Here is a 19704-nt window from a genome sequence, read left to right on the forward strand (position 1 = left end):
GGGCCTGTGGTGGCGTGCGGTCGTGGGCGTACGGGGCCCGGCTGTGTGGGGCGCGGACCCGGTCACGGCTCGCCGTACAGGAGCGAGGCGCTGCGCTCGGCCGGGTCGTGGCCGGTCACCACGACGGTGGCGCCCTCGCCGGCGAGGGCGCGCTCGGGCACCTCCGCCGGCACGGGACCCGAGTCCCGCCGCATGTCCACGTGCCGGAAGTCCGGGGGGAACGGCGCGGCCCGCTCGATGAGCCGCTGGTAGAACTCCAGCCAGATCGCCTGGTCGAAGGTGACCGCGGCGGTGATGCGGCCCTTGTAGCCGTACACGGCGACGAAGCGGCGCTCAGCCACCGACCCCTGCGTGACGACGAGCTGGTCGGCGAGCGTGGGCACGCCCACGGACTTGATGTTGACGCCGAACTGGCTGGACCAGAACACCGGCAGCGACAGGTGCGGCCAGCGGTGGGCCTGGTCGCTGACCATGTTGTGGGCGGCCACCTCGGCCTGGGCGACGGCGTTGCCCCAGTGCTCCAGCGCCATGAACTGGTAGTGGAAGACCGGGTGCGGGAAGCGGGCGATGTCGCCGGCCACGAACACGTCGTCGGTGACCAGGCCGTTGACGTCCACGGCGCGGCACCCGGCGTCGCAGGCCACCCCCCACGGGCCGGCGGCGAGCCCGGAGCCGCGCAGCCACTCGACGTTGCGCACGGCGCCGAGCGCGACCACCGCCACCTGGGCCTCGACCGTGCTCCCGTCGGACAGGCGGGCCCGGCGCAGCCGCCCGGCGTCGCCCTCCAGGGAGGTGACGGTCACGCCGCAGCGCAGGTCCACGCCGTGCTCGCGCTGGATGTCCCCGGCGATCCGGCCGATGACGCCGCCCAGGGCGCCGACGAGCGGGGCGGGGCCACGCTCGACGAGCGTCACGGGCAGGCCCAGCTCCCGGCAGGCCGAGGCCACCTCCGATCCGGTGAACCCGCCGCCGATGACGAGCACCCGGTCCGGCCCCGCGGCCAGCGCCTCGCGCAGGCCGGTGGCGTCCTCCAGCGTGCGCAGCACGTGGACGCCCTCCAGGGCCGCCTCGGCCTCGTGCGGCCAGGGACGCGCGCGGGTGCCCGTCGCGATCAGCACCCGGTCGAAGGTCACCTCGCGGCCGTCGGCCAGGCGTACGGACTTGGCGGCCAGGTCCAGGCCGGTGGCCGGGTTGCCGGGGACCCACTCCGCCTCGACCTCGCGCAGGCGGGGCAGCCGGGCGTGCTCGGCCGGCACGCGGCGGGTGAGGATCTGCTTGGACAGCGGCGGCCGGTCGTACGGCTCGTGCGTCTCCTCGCCGATCACGGTCAGCCGGCCGGTGAACCCCTCGCGGCGCAGCACCCCGGCGGCCCGCCCGCCGGCCAGCGAGCCGCCGACGATGACGATGTGCCCGTCGCGGACGATCCCGCCGGAGCCGTCGCCGAGCCGCCTGACCGGCGCCGTCCAGTGCCGCATCGTGTTGCGGTCGACGTGCAGCGCCTGCACCGGGCAGGCCGCGGCGGCGCGCAGGACGTGCTCGCGCTGCGCGTCGTCGGGCTCGGGGTCGTAGGCCACGGCCTCGTCGCCGTGCATCGTGAAGACCTCCGGCGCCAGGTAGGCGCACTGGCCGTACCCCTGGCAGCGCGTGAGATCGATGACCACCCTCACGGGACACCCCCTGTCGCCCGGCGCCCCGGGTCTCCCCCGCCGGGCACGCCTCACCGGCCAGGGACCTACCCCGCGCGCGTCGCGGCGTAGCGCGCGCCCGCTGCCGGGTTGCGCAAAGCCGCAGCTCACCACGCACCCGGCCGACGCGCTGTCACGACGCGAGCACGGTCCGGCCGCGAATCCCCCACGGTCCGGCGGCTCCCGCGGGGGCGTGGCACGATGGCCCGAAGAGGCACGGGAGCGATGGCAGCGGCGATGGGAGTCTGCTATGAGTGACGCGATGCTCGCGATCGGCACCCGCAAGGGGCTGTTCCTGGCCCGCTCGGCGGACGGGGGCCCGTTCGAGGTGGAGCCGATCCGCTTCTCCACCGTCGGGGTCCCGTCGGTGGCGATCGACACGCGCGGCCCCTCCCCGCGGCTGCTGGCCGGCATCGAGTACGGCCACTTCGGCCCGTCGGTGATGTACTCCGACGACCTCGGCGAGACCTGGCGGGAGGCGTCCCGGCCGCCGATCGCGTTCCCGGACAAGACCGGCGCGACGCTGACCCGCGTGTGGCAGCTCCTGCCGTCGCCGTCGGAGCCCGGCGTGGTGTGGGCCGGCGCGGAGCCGGCCGCGCTGTTCCGCTCGGAGGACGGCGGCGTCACCTACGAGCTGGTGGAGGGCCTGTGGGAGCACCCGCACCGGCCGCGCTGGCAGCCGGGCGGCGGCGGGCTGTGCCTGCACACGATCGTCGCGCACCCCGACGACCCGCGGGTGATGGGCGTGGCCGTGTCGGCGGCCGGGTTCTACCGCACCTCCGACGGCGGTGTGTCGTGGGAGGCGGCCAACCAGGGCATCCGGGCGCCGTTCATGCCGGAGGGGCAGCAGTATCCCGAGTTCGGCCAGTGCGTGCACAAGGTGGCGCTGCACCCGTCGCGGCCCGACCGGCTGTTCCTGCAGCACCACTTCGGCGTCTACCGCAGCGACGACTTCGGCGGCTCGTGGGAGGGGATCGGCGGGTCGCTGCCGTCCGACTTCGGGTTCCCCGTCGCGGTCGACCCCGGCCGTCCCGACACGGTGTACGTGCTGCCGCTCCAGGCCGACGTCGACCGCACCCCGGTGGAGCACCGCCTGCGGGTCTACCGCTCCGACGACGCGGGCGGCACGTGGCGGCCGTTCGACCACGGCCTGCCCGAGCCGCCGGTGCACGTCACGGTGCTGCGCGACGCGATGACCGCCTCGGAGGCGGGCGTGTTCTTCGGCACCCGCGACGGCGAGGTGTACGCCTCGGCCGACGGCGGCGAGAGCTGGAGCGTGGTGGCCCGGCACCTGCCGGACGTCCTGACGGTCCGCGCGGCGGTGCTGTAGGACATGGCTGCCCGGCGGGCCAGACCCGTGACCATGGTCGTGTTCGTGCTGCCCAGCTCGCTGCGGCGCTGGGTGAGCGGCAGGAGCGAGGTGAAGGTGTTCGCGGTCGCGCCGGACACCGACGCCTCGCCCACGCTGGGGTCGGCGCTCGACACGCTGCGCCGTACGCACCCGCTGCTGGAGGAGCGGCTGCGCGACGACTACGGGCGGATCCGCCGCCACATCAGCATGTTCGTCTCCGGGGAGAACGCGCTGGGCCTCGGCGGCCTCGACTGCGCGCTGCCGCCGGGCGCCGAGGTGTACGTGATGCCGAGCCTGGCCTGACCCCCGCCGGGCCGGACCGTCAGACCTTGCGCCAGCCGGGGACCCACGCGCCGTCCTCGACGACGTAGTCGCCGAACAGCGCCGGGGCCTCCTTCAGCATGAGCTCCCCGATGCGCTGGAACAGCAGCCGGATCTCCTCCTCCGCGCCAACCGCGGTGCGGGCCTCGATCGTGTGGCGCAGGGTGCGGACGTTGGCCGTCCAGACCAGGCCGGTGGCCAGGCCCTCGGGGGCGAAGCGGCGCATGAACGAGGTGCGGTGCTTCTTCTCGGAGAACGGCTTGCCCTCCTCGTCCAGCTCGAAGTGATCGGCCATCCAGACCTGGAAACGCTCCAGCTCCTCCAGCACGGCCGTGGCCCGCTCCATCAGCTCGGAGTCCTCGCGGGCCCAGTCGGGGAACCAGAACGGCAGCTCGTCGAGGCGGACGAAGCGCAGCGACTCCTGGGAGATGGCCACGCCGGGCCGGTGGCGGACCAGCTCGTGGGTGAGGACGCGGCTGACGTTGTGCAGCACGAAGCTGAAGCTGACGTGCTCCAGGACGGAGCCGTGGGCGCTGGCCAGGATGTTGCGGAGGTACTCGTCCTGGTTCTCGCGGATGCGGACGACGTTGGGGTTGAGCCCGGGCTCGAACGAGCGGTAGCAGAGCCGGCCGGCGAACTCGGCGAGGTTCTGCGCGTCCAGCTCGCCCCGGTCCAGCCGCTCCAGCCACCGCTCGCCGCCGATCTCGCCCAGGTAGCGGGCCAGCTCGTCGTAGTCGAGCTGCGGACGGGCGACGATGAAGACCTCGGGTTCGACGGTGCGCATGGCGAGCCCCCGCTCGGTTCAGGAGATGTGACGGCCCAAGCAAACCAGGTCGGGGGGCCTTGCGCGAACTCCGGGGGTGGCCCGGCGGCCGTCGGCCCGGCGGAGGGAGCCCGAGGTCAGAGGCGGTAGACGCGGCGGGCGTTGCCCGAACCGACCATGTAGGCGACCCGGGCGGCGTCGGCGGCGCTCCACTCCCCCTCCTCCAGCCGCTCCTTCAGCGCCCGGCCGAGAGCGCGGCGGAACGCCACGGCGCCGAGGTGGGCGGTCTCGGCCACGCCGGAGCAGCCGGAGCCGAACAGCTGCTTGTGGAAGGGCGCCAGCTCCAGCAACTCGTCCACGACCCGCCACGCGCCGGCGCCGGTGCGGGTCAGCGCCCGCCCGACGTCGACGTGGACGTGCGGGTACGCGGCGGCCAGGTGGGCGGCCTGCCGGTGGAACGGATAGCAGTGCAGCAGGATCACCGGCACCCCGGCGGGCTGGAGCGCCCGCAGGAAGCCGGTCAGCAGCGCGGGATCGGTGCGGTGGGGGGCCGCGTGCCCGGCGTCGGGCCCGGCGCCCGCGTGGAGCTGGAGGGGCAGCCCGCGCTCGCGGGCCACGTCCACGGCGGTCCACAGCAGGTGGCGCAGCGTGACCGGGTCGACGGGCGGCTCCTTGGGGTCGGCCAGCCGGCGGCCGGCGGCGGCGATGACCGACCCGCGGCTGGGGCGGGCGGCGTCGAAGTCGAGGCCGTGCAGGTGGCCGGCGACCGTGCTCAGGCCCACGGCCCCGGCCGCGCGGGCGGCCAGCTCCTCGGCCAGGCCCTCCAGGTAGTCGGCGGCGGAGGCGGCCATCTCGGCCACGTCGTGCTCGACCTGCTCGACGCGGACGATCTCGTCGGCGGCGGCGCCGCCCTGGCGGCCCATCTCGGCGGCCGGCAGCAGGTCGTCGTCCTCGGTGCCGGTGTCGACGAGGAACGCCGCCACCCCGGCGGCCCGCAGCAGCCTGCCGTTGGCCTCGGCGGCGCCGAGCTCGGCCCGCCGGGCCAGGTAGACGGCGGGCGGCGCGTGCGGCGGCAGGTCGAGCACGGGGGCGCACCAGCGGCGCACGGCCACGCCGACGGGGGTGTCGAAGTGGGTGGTGCCGGGCGGCGCGGGCACGCCGCCGCCGATCAGCAGCTCGTACTGGGCCCGGGACAGCTCGTCGCGGCGCACCGCGTCGCAGTGGTGGTCGACCAGCGGGGCGAGCAGCGCTTCGCGCACCGTGTCGGGCAGGCCGAGGGGGAGCATGCGGAGACTCTAGGGGGTGCGGCCGGGCCGCCGCCCCCGCTTTCGCCGCCTGACCTGGAGCCCCGGCCTGCCCGGGGAGGTCAGCGGCGGGTGAGGCGCAGGACGTTGGCGATGATCTTCGCTCCGGCGCCGCCCTCGGCCGTCAGGATCGACTCGGGGTGGAACTGCACCCCGAACCGCCGGTTGCGGGTGTCCTCGATGGCCATGACGTTGCCGTCGGGGGTCACGGCCGTGGCCTCGAAGCCCACCACGCCGGGCCGCTTGGCGTGCAGCGAGTGGTAGCGGGCGGCGGTGAACTCCTCGGGCAGCCCCTCCAGCAGCGCGCTGGCGCCGAGCCGCCTGACCTGCCCGCGCTTGCCGTGCTCGGGGTAGTCGAGCAGCTCCAGCGACCCGCCGGCCTGCTCCACCATCGCCTGCAGGCCGAGGCACACGCCGAAGACCGGCAGCTCGCGGGCGTAGATCTCGCCGATCAGCGCCGCCATGCCGAAGTCGGACGGCCAGCCGGGGCCGGGCGAGAGCACCACCAGGTCGGGCGCCACCTCGTCGATCGTCGCCGGCGGGAACCCGTGGCGCAGCGTCACCACCTCGGCCCCCTCCTGGCGGAAGTAGTCGGCCAGGGTGTTGACGAAGGAGTCCTCGTGGTCGACGAGCAGCACCTTCATGCCGAGCCCGGGCTGCTCGCGGACCGGCTCGGCGACCACGGCGTCGGGCTGGTTGACGGCGGCCAGGGCGCCGAGCAGGGCGCTGGCCTTGAGCTCGGTCTCGCGCTCCTCGGCCTCGGGGTCGGAGTCGAACAGCAGCGTCGCCCCGGCCCGGACGGTCGCCAGGCCGTCCTTGATCTGGGCGGTGCGCAGGGTCAGGCCGGTGTTCATGGAGCCGTCGAAGCCGATGAAGCCGATGGCGCCGCCGTACCAGCGGCGGGTGGTCGCCTCGTGGTCCTCGATGAACTGCATGGCCCAGGTCTTGGGCGCGCCGGTGACGGTGACGGCCCACATGTGGGTGAGGAACGCGTCGAGGGCGTCGAACTCGGGACGCAGCCGGCCCTCGATGTGGTCGACGGTGTGGATGAGGCGGGAGTAGAGCTCGATCTGGCGGCGGCCGATGACGCGCACCGAGCCGGGCACGCAGATGCGGGACTTGTCGTTGCGGTCGACGTCGGTGCACATGGTCAGCTCCGACTCCTCCTTCACGCTGGACAGGAGGGTGCGGATGGCCTCGGCGTCCTCGACCGGGTTGCTGCCGCGGGCGATGGTGCCGGAGATGGGGCAGGTCTCGACGCGGTCGCCGTTGACGCGGACGTACATCTCGGGCGAGGCGCCGACGAGGTGCTCGCCCTCGCCGAGGCTGATGATGAACTCGTACGGGGCCGGGTTGCTCTGGCGCAGGCTGCGGTAGAAGGCGGCCGGGTCGGTGCAGACGGCGTGGAAGACCTGGCCGGGCACGACCTCGAACAGGTCGCCGCGCTTGAACCTCTCCTTGGCGGCGGCGACGACCTTGGCGTACTCGCCCTTGGGCGGGTCGGCCGGGACCGTGGCGGGCGTGGTGACGGGCGTGGAGTCGCCGGTGCGCTCCAGGCCGCGGGTGCTCGCGCCGTCGACGGTGAACTCGTAGCGGTGCTCGACGCAGGTCTCGCGCTGGCGGTCGATGACGACGATCCGGTCGGGCAGGTGGAGCACGAGGTCGCGCTGGTCGGCGGGGCGGGTGAGCTCCTGGCGGATGGGCTCGAACTGGAAGGCCAGGTCGTAGCCGAAGGAGCCGTACAGGCCGAGGTGCGGGTCGTCGCCCTTGAACGCGGCGATGACCTCGCGGATCGCGCTGAACACGGTGGGCCGGCGGCTGCGCAGCTCCTCCGGCAGGAGGTCCTCCGACTCGGGCACGTGGACCTCGACCCGGTCGGCGGTCGGCTCCTCGACCGGCTTGCCGGCGGCCAGCAGGCAGGAGGTCACGGCGGGCAGCACGACGCGGCCGCGGGCGTTGAGGGCCCGCGCGGAGATGGTGCGGCCCTTGGCGACGAGCTCGACGCAGGGGTCGACGTAGCCGAAGGCCCACCTGCTGTAGCGGCCGGGGTAGTCCATGCCGGAGGAGAAGGCGCCCCCGCGCCGCTCGCCGAGGGCGGTCACGATCTCCTCGAGCGCCTCCTCGGACACCTCGCGCGTCTCACGCTCGACGCCGATGCCGCCGGCCGTGACGTAACCGCTGGTATATCCGCTCGTCTCCACTGCTGCCCCTTGTCGAAGTCACTGTCGAGTGAACTGCCACAACGCCGAATCCCGGGGGCGGACACGAGAAAGGCCGCCTTCCGGGGCGGCCGTCCGTCGATGGATGTGCGAAATCCGCGCCGCCTAGAAGCGGCGCCACCACTGAAGCTGGAGGCGATTTCGCATGGCATCAGGGTAGCCGTCGCACCCAAGATCACGCAACGCGGCGCGCGGCGGGGGCTCCGGGCTTCGCGGCGCGCCCGTCCGGGGCGTGACGGGCGGGCGCGCACCGGGAGTCCCGGGTGAGAACAATGGGGGGCGTAGGGGTCCGCGCGGCGGGGCGGGCGGCTAGTTTGACAATCATGGAACGCCCCCCGTTAGCCTGGCGGTCGACCGCCGTCGTCGCCGCGTGCCTGGTCGCGGTGCTGCTCCTGCTCGGTCAGCGGTACGGCTACCACCGCGACGAGCTCTACTTCAGGGTGCTGTCCGCGTACCCCGCCTGGGGCTACGTCGACCAGCCCCCGCTCACGCCGCTGATCGCCCGCCTGTCGATCGCGCTGTTCGGCGACACGCTGTTCGCGCTGAGGATCTTCCCCGCCCTGGCGGCGGCGCTGCTGGTGGCGCTGGCGACGCTGATCACCAGGGAGCTCGGCGGCGGGCGCGTGGCCCAGGTCGTGACCGCGCTCGGCGTCGCGACCGGCGCGTACACGCTGGTGGCCGGCCACTCGATGCTGACGCTGAGCTTCGACCTGCCGTTCTGGGCGGCGGCCGGGCTGTTCGCGGTCAAGGCGCTGCGCCGCGAGGACCCGCGCTGGTGGCTCGCGTTCGGCGCGGTGACGGGGCTGGCGACGTACAACAAGCTGCTGATCGCGATGCTGGTGCTGGGCCTCGCGGCCGGGCTGGTGCTCGCCGGGCCGCGCCGGGTGCTGGCGAGCCCGTGGCTGTGGGCGGGCGCGGCGCTCGCGCTGGTCCTGGCCGTCCCCAACCTGATCTACCAGGCCACCCACGACTGGCCGCAGCTCACGATGGCGGCGGCGCTCAGCGACAACGAGGGCGACGAGCAGCGGCTGATGTTCCTGCCGATGCAGTTCGGGCTGTTCGGGCCGGTCGTGGCGGTGATCGCCGGGTTCGGCTGGTGGCGGCTGTGGAAGGACCGGCGGGTGCGGGCGATCGCGGTCGCGTTCCCGGTCGCGGCCGTGCTGACGGTGGCCAGCGGCGGCCGGTTCGACTACACCGGCGGGTTGCTGCTGCTGCTTTTCACGGCCGGGTGCGTGAGCGTGGAGGCGGCGGGCCGGGTGCGGCCGGCGGTGGCCGCGCTGGCGGTCAACGGGCTGCTGTGCGCGGTGATCGCGCTGCCGCTGCTGCCCGCCGACCGGCTGGCCGCCACGCCCGTCCCGGCGATCAACGAGGTGGCGCGCGAGTCGGTCGGCTGGCCGGAGTTCGCCGCCGCCGTGCGCGGCATCCTGGCCTCGCTGCCGCCCGCGGAGCGGGACCGGGCGATCGTGCTGACCGGCAGCTACGGCGAGCAGGGCGCGCTGGCGCGGGCCGGGATCCCGCGCGTCTACAGCGGCCAGAACCAGCTCTACCAGTACGGCCCGCCGCCCGAGACCGGCACGGTCGCGGTGGCGGTCAACATCGGCCGGCGCGGCATGTACCGGCAGTACACCACGTGCGAGCAGCGCGCCGTGGTGGACAACCGGGTGGGCGTGGACAACGAGATGCAGGGGATGCCGGTATTCCTGTGCCACGGGCTGAAGGGTCCCTGGCGCGCCGCCTGGCCGCGCTACCTGCACTACAGCTGACCCGTGACCGCACTGCTCCTGACCCTTCGCCGTGGGCCTTGATCTTCGGGGCGGGCGGCCTCATGATCCGGTCAACGGTTCCCCTTTTCACCGGAAGGGCTTCGCCATGCGCCGTACCACCGCCCTGTCCCTCCCCCTGGCCGTCGTGCTGGCCCTGGCCGGCGCGGCCGTCACCAGCGCGCCCGCCCAGGCCCGGCCCTGCGGGCTCGGCAACTACTGCGTCACCACCTACTACTCCGACTCCTCCTGGACCACCGTCGTCGGGCAGATGGTGGAGGAATGCGAAGGCGGCGGCGGCTTCTGGGGCGTCCGCACGATCTACAAGGACTTCACCGAGCGCCCCTGCTGACCCCGCGAGCGGACGAGCCGCGCGGGCTTCCGCCTGCCGGGCGGCATCTGTTACTGGTAGGTAATGCGACGCGTGCGGCTCCAGCGTGATCTTCCCGTGCCCATGCCGGACGGCGTGACCCTGCTGGCCGACCACTACGCCCCGGCGGGCGGCGGCCGGGCCCCCGCCGTGCTCGTCCGCTCGCCGTACGGCCGGCGGGGGCTGTTCGGCTGGATGTACGGGCGGGGCTTCGCCCGGCACGGCTTCCACGTGGTGATCCAGAGCTGCCGGGGCGGCTTCGGCTCCGGCGGCCTGCTCGACCCGATGGCCGACGAGCACGACGACGGCCTGGCCACGCTGGCGTGGATGCGGGCCCAGCCCTGGTACGACGGGTCGTTCGCGATGTTCGGCCCGTCGTACCTCGGCTACACGCAGTGGGCCATCGCGGCCGACGCCGGGCCCGAGCTCAAGGCCATGGCGGCGCAGATCACCGCCTCCCAGTTCCGCGACGCCGCGTACGTGGGCGGGGCCTTCGCGCTGGAGTCGGCGCTGAGCTGGACGGCGATGACCGACGCCATGGCGCGGCCGTTCGGCGGGGCCGCGGTGCTGACCGCTCCCCGGCTGACCCGGCGGGCCGTGCTGTCGGGACGGCCGGTGGCGGAGCTGGACCTGGCCACGGCCGGGCGGCCGCTGCCGTTCTTCCGTGACCTGCTGGCGCACCACGCCGACCCCGCCGTCCCGTATTGGGACAAGCGCGACTTCTCCCCTAGGGTCGGTCAGGTGGAGGCGGCGGTCACGCTGCTCAGCGGCTGGTACGACGTGTTCCTGCCGTGGCAGCTCAAGGACTACCTGGCGATGCGCCGGGCGGGGCGGCGGCCGTACCTGACGATCGGGCCGTGGTACCACGTGGACGCCCGGCACGGGCGCCCGTCGATGGCCGAGGGGCTGGCCTGGTTCCGGGCGCACCTGCTGGGCGACGGCTCCGGGCTGCGGGCCGACCCCGTGCGGCTGCACGTGACGGGCGCCGGCGAGTGGCGCGACTACCCCGACTGGCCGGTGCCGGACATGACGCCGCAGCGCTGGCACCTGCGGCGTGGCTTCGGGCTGGACCCGGAGCCGCCGCGGGAGGGCGGCGCCGACCGCTTCCGCTACGACCCCGCGCACCCCACGCCGGTCATCGGCGGCCCGGTGCTGCTGGCCGACTCCCGGCCGCGCGACCAGCGGCGGCTGGAGGCGCGGCGCGACGTGCTGGTCTACAGCTCGCCCGCGCTGGCCGCCGACGTGGAGATGATCGGGCCGGTCACGGCCGAGCTGTTCGTGCGCTCCAGCACGCCGTACGTGGACGTGGTGGTGCGGGTGTGCGACGTGCGTCCCGACGGCAGGTCGCTCAACCTGTGCGAGGGCGTGCGCCGCCTGCGCCCCGGCTTCCCCGGGCAGGACGAGCCGGGCGAGGGGGGCGTGCGGCGGGTCGCGGTGGAGCTGTGGCCGCTCGGGCACCGCTTCCGCGCGGGGCACCGGATCCGCGTGCACGTGGCCGCGGGCGCGTACCCGACGATCGCCCGCAACCCCGGCACCGGACGGCCCGTCGGCGACGGCGGCCCGATGGTGCCCGCCGACGTGGAGGTGTTCCACACGCCGGAGCTGCCCTCGGCCGTGGTGCTGCCCCGGGTGGCGGTGACGTGAGCGCCTCGCGGCTGATGTCGCTCGTCCTGCTCCTCCAGGCGCGCGGCAGGATGACGGCGGCGGAGCTGGCGCGCGAGCTGGAGGTGTCGGAGCGGACCGTGCACCGCGACGTGCTGGCGCTGTCCGGCTCGGGCGTGCCGGTGTACGCCGACCGGGGGCGCGGCGGCGGGTACCGGCTGCTCGACGGCTACCGGACCCGCCTGACCGGGCTGGACCGGGCCGAGGCGGAGGCGCTGTTCCTGTCGGGCGTCCCGGCGGCGATGCGGGAGATGGGCCTGGCAGGGGTGGCGTCGGCGGCCCGGCTGAAGGCCGCCGCCGCGCTGTCGCCGGGCCTGCGCGACGCGCCCGCCACGGCGGCGCAGCGCTTCCACCTCGACGCGCCGGGCTGGTTCGCCTCGGGCGACCCGCCGCCGGCCGCCCTGGCGCCGCTGGCCCGGGCCGTGTGGGGCGACCGGCCGGTCACGGCCGCCTACCGCGAGCGCAGCCGGACGCTGGAGCCGTACGGGCTGGTGCTGAAGGCGGGCGGGTGGTATCTCGTGGGCCGCGTCCGGGAGCGGTTCCTCATCTTCCGGGTGGACCGCTTCGGCGCGGTCGAGCCGCACGAGGGCGTCTTCGCCCGCGATCCCGAGTTCGACCTGGCGGCGTTCTGGGCCGAGCACGCGGCCTCCTTCGCCCGCTCGTTGCTGCGCGAGAGCGTCACGCTGCGGCTGACGGAGGCCGGGGTGCGGATGCTGCGGCACGTCGCCGACCCGGCGGCGCTGGACGACGCGCTCGCCTCGCTCGGGCCCGACGGCACCGTGCGGCTCGGCGTCGAGTCGCTCGGCGTGGCCTACAGCCAGGTGCTGCGCTTCGGGCCGGAGGCGGAGGTGCTGGACCCGCCGGAGCTGCGCGCCCTGGTCGCGGAGGCCGCGGCCCGCATGGCGCGGCTGTACGAGGGGAATGCCGACTCCTAGGAGAAGGCTTCCTGGAGAAGGCTTCGCTTCTGCGCGAGCGTTCCGCGGGGGGGGTGATCGACCGTTCGGCGCGGCGGTACGACCATTCGGCGATCCGTGACCTGACCGGAACACCCGTCTGTCTAAGGTGCGGGGTCGAGAGCTGCCTCTCCTCACGTTCAAGGAGACCGCCTTGCCCGATGACAAGAGTGACCGCAGCCCCTGGTACTGGCTGCTGCTCGTGCCCGTCGTCATCCCCCTCATGACGTTCCTGTACAACGCCGACGAACCACGCCTGCTCGGCTTCCCGCTGTTCTACTGGCTGCAGATCGCCTACATCGCCCTCGGCGTCGCGACGACCACGCTGGTCTACCGGATGACGAGGAGGCGGCCGTGAGCCTGCACATGACCGAGATCGTCATCTTCACCGTGCTGTTCGTGGCGGTCAGCGGTATGGGCTTCGTCGCCGCGCGCTGGCGCCGCCCCACGGACCTGGCCAGCCTGCACGAGTGGGGGCTGGGCGGGCGCAACTTCGGCTCGTGGATCACGTGGTTCCTCATCGGCGGCGACCTGTACACCGCCTACACGTTCGTGGCCGTGCCGGCGCTGCTGTTCGGCGCGGGCGCGGCCGGGTTCTTCGCCGTGCCGTACACGGTGATCACCTACCCGATCGTGTTCCTCGTCATGATCCGGCTGTGGTCGGTGTCGCACGTGCACCGGCTGGTCACCCCGGCCGACTTCGTGCGCGCGCGCTTCGGCTCGCCCACGCTGGCCCTGCTGGTGGCGATCACCGGCATCGTGGCGACCATGCCGTACATCGCGCTGCAGCTCATCGGCATCGAGGCCGTGCTGAAGACGATGGGCGTGGCGGGCAGCGGGCTCCTCAGCGACCTGCCGCTGATCGTGGCGTTCGTGATCCTGGCCGCCTACACCTACCGGTCGGGGCTGCGCGCGCCGGCGCTCATCGCGTTCGTCAAGGACATCCTCATCTACCTCGTCATCCTGGTGGCGATCATCTACATCCCGGCTCGGCTGGGCGGCTGGGGCGCCGTCTTCGACGGCGCCCAGGCCAAGTTCGCGGCCACGCCGGCGCCGAACGACGGCATCCTGCTCAACGCCAACAACCAGCTCCAGTACGTGACGCTCGCGCTGGGCTCGGCGCTGGCGCTGTTCCTCTACCCGCACAGCGTCACCGGGGTGCTGGCCTCCAGGAACCGGGACGTGATCAAGCGCAACATGTCGGCGCTGCCCGCCTACAGCCTGCTGCTGGCACTCATCGCGCTGCTCGGCTACATGGCGATCAGCGCGGGCGTCAAGCCGATCGGCAAGGACGTCAACACGGTGGTGCCGCAGCTGTTCGACCAGATGTTCCCCGACTGGTTCGCGGGGATCGCGTTCGCGGCGGTCGGCATCGGCGCGCTGGTGCCCGCGGCCATCATGTCGATCGCGGCGGCCAACCTGTTCACCCGCAACATCTACCGCGAGTACGTCAACCGCACGCCGACCGACGCCCAGGAGGCGAACGTCAGCAAGGTCACCTCGCTCGTCGTGAAGATCGGCGCGGTGCTGTTCATCCTGCTCATCGACCCGCAGTTCTCGATCGACCTGCAGCTCATCGGCGGCGTGATGATCCTGCAGACGCTGCCGTCGGTGGCGCTCGGGCTGTTCACGCGGTGGTTCCACCGGGCCGGCCTGATCGCCGGCTGGGCCGCCGGGATGGGCGGCGGGCTGCTGATGCTCTACGGCATCACCAACCCGGCGACCAACCACGCGCACTTCGGCGGCTCGGCGTTCCCGCTGGCCAACCTGGGCCTCGACACGAAGATCACCGTTTACGCGGGCTTCCTGGCGCTGCTGCTCAACCTGCTCGTGGCGGTGATCGGCACGCTGGTCGCGCGGGCGGCCAAGGCCCCGGACGGGGCGGACGCGACCCGGCCCGGCGACTACACGGCCGACGAGGGTGACCCGCGGGTCAGGGACGTCGACCTCAGCGGGGCCACCTGACGTCTCACATACCGGGACGCTCGGCCATTATTTAGGCCAAACCGTAATCCTTGTGACATTGGGCTTAATATCCCCGTTAGCTAATCTCCTGCCGTTGACCATTGAGTCAGGAGCCGGTCAGAGAGGCCGGCTCCTGCATCCGTTCACGCGGATACGGATTGACGGAGGGGTCGAGTGACAACCCGGGAACCCGGGCAGACACGCAGCGACCGCAGCCCGTGGAACTGGCTGCTCGTCCTGCCCATCGTGCTGCCCCTGCTGACATTCCTGTTCAACGCCGACGAGCCCCGGCTGCTCGGCTTCCCGCTGTTCTACTGGCTGCAGATCGCCTTCATCGCCGTCGGCGTCGCCTGCACCACCATCGTCTACAGGATGACGCGATGAACGGGCACACGACCGAGCTGGTCATCTTCACGCTGCTCTTCCTCGTCGTCAGCGGCATGGGCTTCGTCGCGGCCCGCTGGCGGCGGCCCAAGGACATCGCGAGCCTGCACGAGTGGGGCCTCGGCGGCCGCAACTTCGGCTCGTGGATCACCTGGTTCCTCGTCGGCGGCGACCTCTACACGGCCTACACGTTCGTGGCCGTGCCGGCGCTGGTGTTCGGGGCGGGCGCGCTCGGCTTCTACGCGCTGCCGTACACGGTGGTCGTCTACCCGCTGGTGTTCCTGGTGCTGGCCCGCATGTGGTCGGTGTCGCACGTCCACGGGTTCGTCACGCCGGCCGACTTCGTCCGGGCCCGCTTCGGCTCGCCGACGCTCGCGCTGGTCATCGCCCTGACCGGGCTGGTGGCGACCATGCCGTACATCGCGCTCCAGCTCGTCGGCATCGAGGCCGTGCTCAAGGCCATGGGCATCACCGGCCACCTGCCGATCATCATCGCGTTCGCCATCCTGGCCGCGTACACCTACCAGTCGGGCCTGCGCGCGCCCGCGCTGATCGCGTTCGTCAAGGACACGCTCATCTACATCGTGATCCTCGCCGCGGTCATCTACATCCCGGCCAAGCTGGGCGGCTGGGGCTCGATCTTCGACGCGGCCAAGGCCAAGTTCGACGCCACCCCGGCCCCGGCCGACGGCATCACGCTCAACGCGGCCAACCAGCTCCAGTACGTGACGCTCGCCTTCGGCTCGGCGCTGGCCCTGTTCCTCTACCCGCACAGCCTCACCGGCGTGCTCGCCTCGAAGAACCGGGGCGTGATCAAGCGGAACATGGCGGCCCTGCCCGCCTACAGCTTCCTGCTCGGCCTCATCGCCCTGCTCGGCTTCATGGCCATCGCCGCGGGCACCAAGCCCGTCGGCACCGACGGCAACACGATCATCCCCCGGCTGTTCGACCAGATGTTCCCCGACTGGTTCACCGGCGTCGCGTACGCCGCCGTGGGCATCGGCGCGCTGGTGCCGGCGGCGATCATGTCGATCGCGGCGGCCAACCTGTTCACCCGCAACATCTACCGGGAGTACATCAACAAGCAGGCCACCGACGCCCAGGAGGCCAAGGTGTCCAAGCTGGTGTCGCTGGTCGTCAAGGTCGGCGCGGTGCTGTGCATCCTGCTGCTCGACCCGCAGTTCTCCATCGACCTGCAGCTCATCGGCGGCGTGATCATCCTGCAGACGCTGCCGTCGGTGGGGCTCGGCCTCTACACGCGCTGGTTCCACCGCGGCGGCCTCATCGCCGGCTGGGCGGCGGGCATGGCGGCCGGCATGTGGATGCTGTACCTCATCCCCAACCCGGCCAAGGGCAAGGCCCACTTCGGCGGTTCGGCGTTCGCGCTGAAGAACCTGGGCCTCGACACCCCCATCACCATGTACGTGGGCTTCCTCGCCCTCGCGGTCAACCTGGTGGTCGCCGTGCTGGCCACCCTCGCCTTCCGGGCGGCCAAGGTGGCCGAGGGCGAGGACGCCACGTCGCGCGAGGACTACTTCGCCGACGAGGGCGACCCCAAGGTCAAGGACCTCGACCTGTCGGCCGCGCACTGACCCCTCCCGCCCAAGAGGCCCGTCTCCCCCCGTGGAGGCGGGCCTCTCACGTACCCGAAGCCTGGCTCCCGGGGCCGGGGAAAACCCGTTGCGCACGCCCGCGCACGGACCGCAGGCTGGAGCGGTGGCCATCCTGGAGGCGACGCGCCTGGCGAAGCGGTTCGGGCCGGTGACGGCCGTCCACGACGTGAGCATCACCGTGGCCGAGGGCGAGGTGGCCGCGCTGCTCGGCCCCAACGGCGCGGGCAAGTCCACCACCCTGCACATGCTGCTCGGGCTCATCACGCCCGACGCGGGCACGATCACCCTGTTCGGCATGGAGCTGGCCCGGCACCGCGTCGAGGCGCTGAGCCGGGTCAACTTCGCCGCCAGCTACGTCGACCTGCCCGGGCCGCTGCTGGTGCAGGAGGTCATCGACGTCTTCGCCCGCTTCTACGCCGTGCGCCGGCCGAAGGAGCGGGTGGCCGAGATGATCGAGCTGCTGGAGCTCGGGCCGCTGCGCCGGCGGCGGCTGATGGACCTGTCGTCGGGGCAGCGCACCCGCGTCCAGCTCGCCAAGGCGCTGGTCAACGCGCCCCGGCTGCTCGTCCTCGACGAGCCGACGGCCAACCTCGACCCCTACGCGGGCGACCGGATCCGCGGCCTGCTGTCGCGGGTGGCCCGCGAGAGCGGCGCCGCGATGCTCATCACCTCCCACAACATGCGCGAGGTCGAGCGGATGTGCGACCGCGTCCACTTCATGGCCGAGGGCCGGATCGTGGCCGCCGGCAGCGCCGCCGAGCTGGCCGGCCACTACGGGGCCGAGGACCTGGAAGAGGTGTTCCTGAAGGTGGCACGCGGATGACGTCACTCCCCCTCCCTCATGACATGACCCTGGCGCCGCTGAGCTTCGCCGCCCGGCGCAGCCGCGTCCTCGGCGTGGTGCGGCGCGACTTCGCCGCGCTGCGCCGCAGCCCGATCCGCATCTTCGAGATCCTCTTCTGGCCGACGGTCGAGCTGCTGCTGTGGGGGTTCGTCACGCTGTTCCTGCGGACGCAGCGGGTGCCGTTCGTGGTGGCGTTCCTGCTCGGCGCGGTGCTGCTCTGGCAGGTGCTGCAGAAGGCCAGCAACGAGATCTCCATCGCCTTCCTTGAGGACATCTGGTCGCGCAACCTGCTCAACGTGCAGGTCAGCCCGCTGTCCAGCACCGAGTACCTCGTCGGGCTGGTGCTGTTCTCGCTGGGCAAGGTGGTCTTCGCGGTCGCGGTGATGGCCGGGCTGGCCTACGCGCTCTACGGGTTCGGGGTGACGAGCCTCGGGGTGGGGCTGGTGCCGTTCATGGGGGTGCTGCTCCTGCTCGGCTGGTCGCTCGGGCTGGTCGGCATCGCCGCCGTGCTCCGCTTCGGCGAGAACGCGCAGGTCATCGCGTGGTCGCTGGTGTTCGTGGTGCAGCCGCTGGCCGGCATCTTCTACCCGGTGTCGGTGCTGCCCGCGCCGCTCCAGGCGGTGTCGTGGTTCCTGCCCGCCTCGCACGTCTTCGAGGGGATGCGCACGGTGATGGCGGGCGGGGCCGTGCCCTGGGACCGGCTGGCGTGGGCGGGCGCGCTCGACGTCGTCTACCTGGGGCTCACGCTGGGGCTGTACGCGTGGGCGCTCGGCTACGCCCGCCGGCACGGCAAACTGTCCCGCTTCGGCGACTGATCCACCGGCCGCCCGCCGCCGGGACGGCGCAGGGGGACGGCGGAGGCCACCAGGAGGAGGCCGAGCAGCGCGTACAGGCCCGTCGCCCCCGCCAGGGCGCCCGGCGGCTCGCCCGCGGGCGGCAGGAGGCGGGGCAGCCGCCCGGCCAGCTCCACCGCGAGGTCCAGCCGCAGCGCGAACAGCGCCCCCACGGCGGCCAGCGGCGCCCCGCAGGCGAGCGCCGCCGGGCGCGACAGCCCGCGCAGCAGCGCGGCGAGCGCCGCCACGGCGGCGAGCAGCCCGAGCCCGGCGGGCCCCGGGGCGAACGACGTGTAGGCGTCGCGCAGGGCGCGGGCCCCCGCCTCGGTCAGGTAGTACACGACCGGCAGGGCGGCCAGCCCCGCCACGGTCCCGATCACTCGACGCAGCGGCACGTCACCATGGTCGCGCGCCGGGGCCCCGGCGCGAAGCCGTTCGGCGGTTCGTGGCGGTTGGTCCCGATCACATCAGGAAGAGCTCGACGACGGGCACCAGGACGTCGGGGCGGCGCACCGGCAGCTCCAGCGTGAGCGTTCCCGGCTCCTGGCCGCCCATCCGGGTGTTCTGGGCCTCCTGGTCCGGGTCGGTCCTGACGAACCTGATCTCCGAGGCGTCGTTGAGCAACTGCGCGTAGCGCACCTTGCCCGCCAGCCCCGGCAGGTGCACGTGGCGCAGCGGCCAGCTGAACAGGTGCAGGTAGAGCCGGTCACCGCGGCGGGTGTAGCGGCAGTCGGCGGGAGCGGCGTACTCGGCCGGGCCGCATCCGCGGACGGAGCGCTCGTGCAGCTCCATCCAGCCGCCGATCTCGGCCAGCAACGCGGTGGCGTGCGGGTCGATGCGCCCGCGCCCGTCAGGACCGACGTTGAGCAGCAGGTTGCCGCCCTTGGACACCCCGTCGACCAGCATCCTCACCAGCAGGTCGGCGCTCTTGTAGTCGAGGTTGTCGCGGTCGTAGCCCCAGCTTCCGTTCAGCGTCTGGCAGGCCTCCCACAGGCCGGGCATGGGCGCGGAGGGCTGGTACTGCTCGGGGGTGACGAAGTCGCCGGGAATGCCGAGGCGGTCGTTGACGAGGATGTCAGGTTGCAGGTCGCGCACCATCGCCAGCAGTTCCTTCGAGCCCCAGTCCTCGGGGCCCTTTCCGCCCCACCATTCGCTCCGGCCGGCGTAGGAGAAGTCGAAGAAGAGATAGTCGATCGTCCCATAACGCGTCAGGAGTTCCCTGACCTGGCCGTGCAGGTATCGCCGGTACACCGCGATGTCGCGTTCGCCGGGAGGGCGGGCGTCACGGAGGGGATGGGTTCCGTCCACGGGGAATTCCGGGTGGTGCCAGTCGATCAGCGAATGGTAGAAACCGACCCTCAACCCCTCGGCGCGGCACGCCGCGACGAACGGTTCGACCAGGTCACGGCGGGCCTTGTAGTCCGTCAGCTCGCTGTCCCACAGGCAGAATCCGTCGTGGTGCTTGGTGGTCAGCACGGCGTAGCGCATGCCCGCCGCTTTCGCGGTCCGCGCCCACGCGGCGGGGTCGTACAGGTCCGGCGAGAAATGGTCGACATAGGGCTGGTATTGGGCGTCGGTCAGTTTCTCGCGCGTCTTCACCCACTCGTGCCGGGCCGCCAGCGAGTACGGACCCCAATGCACGAACATGCCGAAACGATCATTGACGAACCAGTTCAT

At 72.9% G+C, this 19704-nt stretch carries 18 protein-coding genes; 12 read left to right on the forward strand and 6 right to left on the reverse strand.

What is annotated here, in order from left to right; translation table 11 throughout:
• Nucleotides 1-62: 62 nt before the first annotated feature.
• Entirely contained in the window at nucleotides 63-1667 is a 1605-nt protein-coding gene (locus HD595_RS42150) for an FAD-dependent oxidoreductase (RefSeq protein ID WP_253779571.1), read from the reverse strand.
• 268 nt (nucleotides 1668-1935) lie between these two features.
• On the opposite strand from HD595_RS42150, the gene HD595_RS42155 reads away from it, so the two are divergent.
• Nucleotides 1936-3015 (forward strand): WD40/YVTN/BNR-like repeat-containing protein, encoded by a 1080-nt coding sequence (locus HD595_RS42155; protein WP_253779573.1) that lies wholly within the window; start codon nucleotides 1936-1938, stop codon nucleotides 3013-3015.
• Nucleotides 3016-3048: 33 nt separating this feature from the next.
• Nucleotides 3049-3339: a ubiquitin family protein gene (locus tag HD595_RS42160; protein WP_253779576.1), complete on the forward strand. Its 291-nt coding sequence runs from the start codon at nucleotides 3049-3051 to the stop codon at nucleotides 3337-3339.
• 19 nt (nucleotides 3340-3358) lie between these two features.
• Here HD595_RS42160 and thyX read toward each other — a convergent pair whose 3' ends face one another.
• The 3 genes from thyX to HD595_RS42175 form a co-directional block, all read right to left on the reverse strand.
• Nucleotides 3359-4141, reverse strand: a complete 783-nt coding sequence (gene thyX / locus HD595_RS42165) for an FAD-dependent thymidylate synthase (RefSeq protein ID WP_253779578.1) — start codon at nucleotides 4139-4141, stop codon at nucleotides 3359-3361.
• 116 nt (nucleotides 4142-4257) lie between these two features.
• Nucleotides 4258-5406, reverse strand: a complete 1149-nt coding sequence (locus HD595_RS42170) for an amidohydrolase family protein (RefSeq protein ID WP_253779580.1) — start codon at nucleotides 5404-5406, stop codon at nucleotides 4258-4260.
• Between the two features lie 80 nt (nucleotides 5407-5486).
• Nucleotides 5487-7625: an anthranilate synthase component I gene (locus HD595_RS42175; RefSeq protein ID WP_253779582.1), complete on the reverse strand. Its 2139-nt coding sequence runs from the start codon at nucleotides 7623-7625 to the stop codon at nucleotides 5487-5489.
• 341 nt (nucleotides 7626-7966) lie between these two features.
• Here HD595_RS42175 and HD595_RS42180 point away from each other — a divergent pair, with 341 nt between their 5' ends.
• The 10 genes from HD595_RS42180 to HD595_RS42225 all read left to right on the forward strand — a co-directional run bounded on the left by HD595_RS42180 (nucleotide 7967) and on the right by HD595_RS42225 (nucleotide 18009).
• The gene (locus HD595_RS42180; RefSeq protein ID WP_253779584.1) at nucleotides 7967-9406 is read left to right on the forward strand and encodes a glycosyltransferase family 39 protein; all 1440 of its coding nucleotides are present in this window, start codon (nucleotides 7967-7969) and stop codon (nucleotides 9404-9406) included.
• Between the two features lie 106 nt (nucleotides 9407-9512).
• Entirely contained in the window at nucleotides 9513-9755 is a 243-nt protein-coding gene (locus HD595_RS42185) for a DUF6289 family protein (protein ID WP_253779586.1), read from the forward strand.
• Nucleotides 9756-9818: 63 nt separating this feature from the next.
• Nucleotides 9819-11417 carry a CocE/NonD family hydrolase gene (locus tag HD595_RS42190; RefSeq protein ID WP_253779588.1) on the forward strand — a complete coding sequence of 533 codons (1599 nt, stop codon included), beginning with the start codon at nucleotides 9819-9821 and terminating at the stop codon, nucleotides 11415-11417.
• Nucleotides 11414-12370: a helix-turn-helix transcriptional regulator gene (locus HD595_RS42195; RefSeq protein WP_253779590.1), complete on the forward strand. Its 957-nt coding sequence runs from the start codon at nucleotides 11414-11416 to the stop codon at nucleotides 12368-12370. Before HD595_RS42190 ends, HD595_RS42195 begins: the two co-directional genes overlap by 4 nt.
• Before the next feature lie 172 nt (nucleotides 12371-12542).
• On the forward strand, nucleotides 12543-12746 hold the full coding sequence (locus HD595_RS42200; RefSeq protein ID WP_253779592.1) for a DUF3311 domain-containing protein: 204 nt from the start codon (nucleotides 12543-12545) through the stop codon (nucleotides 12744-12746).
• Complete coding sequence (gene mctP, locus HD595_RS42205) at nucleotides 12743-14353, forward strand: monocarboxylate uptake permease MctP (protein ID WP_253779595.1); 1611 nt, start codon at nucleotides 12743-12745, stop codon at nucleotides 14351-14353. Before HD595_RS42200 ends, mctP (HD595_RS42205) begins: the two co-directional genes overlap by 4 nt.
• 174 nt (nucleotides 14354-14527) lie before the next feature.
• Nucleotides 14528-14737, forward strand: a complete 210-nt coding sequence (locus HD595_RS42210; RefSeq protein ID WP_175590336.1) for a DUF3311 domain-containing protein — start codon at nucleotides 14528-14530, stop codon at nucleotides 14735-14737.
• Entirely contained in the window at nucleotides 14734-16329 is a 1596-nt protein-coding gene (gene mctP, locus HD595_RS42215; RefSeq protein ID WP_253779598.1) for a monocarboxylate uptake permease MctP, read from the forward strand. Before HD595_RS42210 ends, mctP (HD595_RS42215) begins: the two co-directional genes overlap by 4 nt.
• Before the next feature lie 124 nt (nucleotides 16330-16453).
• On the forward strand, nucleotides 16454-17173 hold the full coding sequence (locus HD595_RS42220; protein WP_253779600.1) for an ABC transporter ATP-binding protein: 720 nt from the start codon (nucleotides 16454-16456) through the stop codon (nucleotides 17171-17173).
• Nucleotides 17170-18009, forward strand: coding sequence for an ABC transporter permease (locus tag HD595_RS42225; protein ID WP_253779603.1), 840 nt, complete (start codon nucleotides 17170-17172; stop codon nucleotides 18007-18009). The genes HD595_RS42220 and HD595_RS42225 overlap by 4 nt, the downstream gene beginning before the upstream one ends.
• Here HD595_RS42225 and HD595_RS42230 read toward each other — a convergent pair.
• The gene (locus HD595_RS42230; RefSeq protein ID WP_253779605.1) at nucleotides 17967-18422 is read right to left on the reverse strand and encodes a hypothetical protein; all 456 of its coding nucleotides are present in this window, start codon (nucleotides 18420-18422) and stop codon (nucleotides 17967-17969) included. The genes HD595_RS42225 and HD595_RS42230 overlap by 43 nt on opposite strands.
• Nucleotides 18423-18489: 67 nt before the next feature.
• A complete protein-coding gene (locus HD595_RS42235) occupies nucleotides 18490-19704 on the reverse strand; it encodes an alpha-L-fucosidase (RefSeq protein WP_253779607.1) in 1215 nt (404 codons plus the stop codon).

Source organism: Nonomuraea roseoviolacea subsp. carminata, from assembly GCF_024172185.1.
GTDB lineage: Bacteria > Actinomycetota > Actinomycetes > Streptosporangiales > Streptosporangiaceae > Nonomuraea > Nonomuraea roseoviolacea.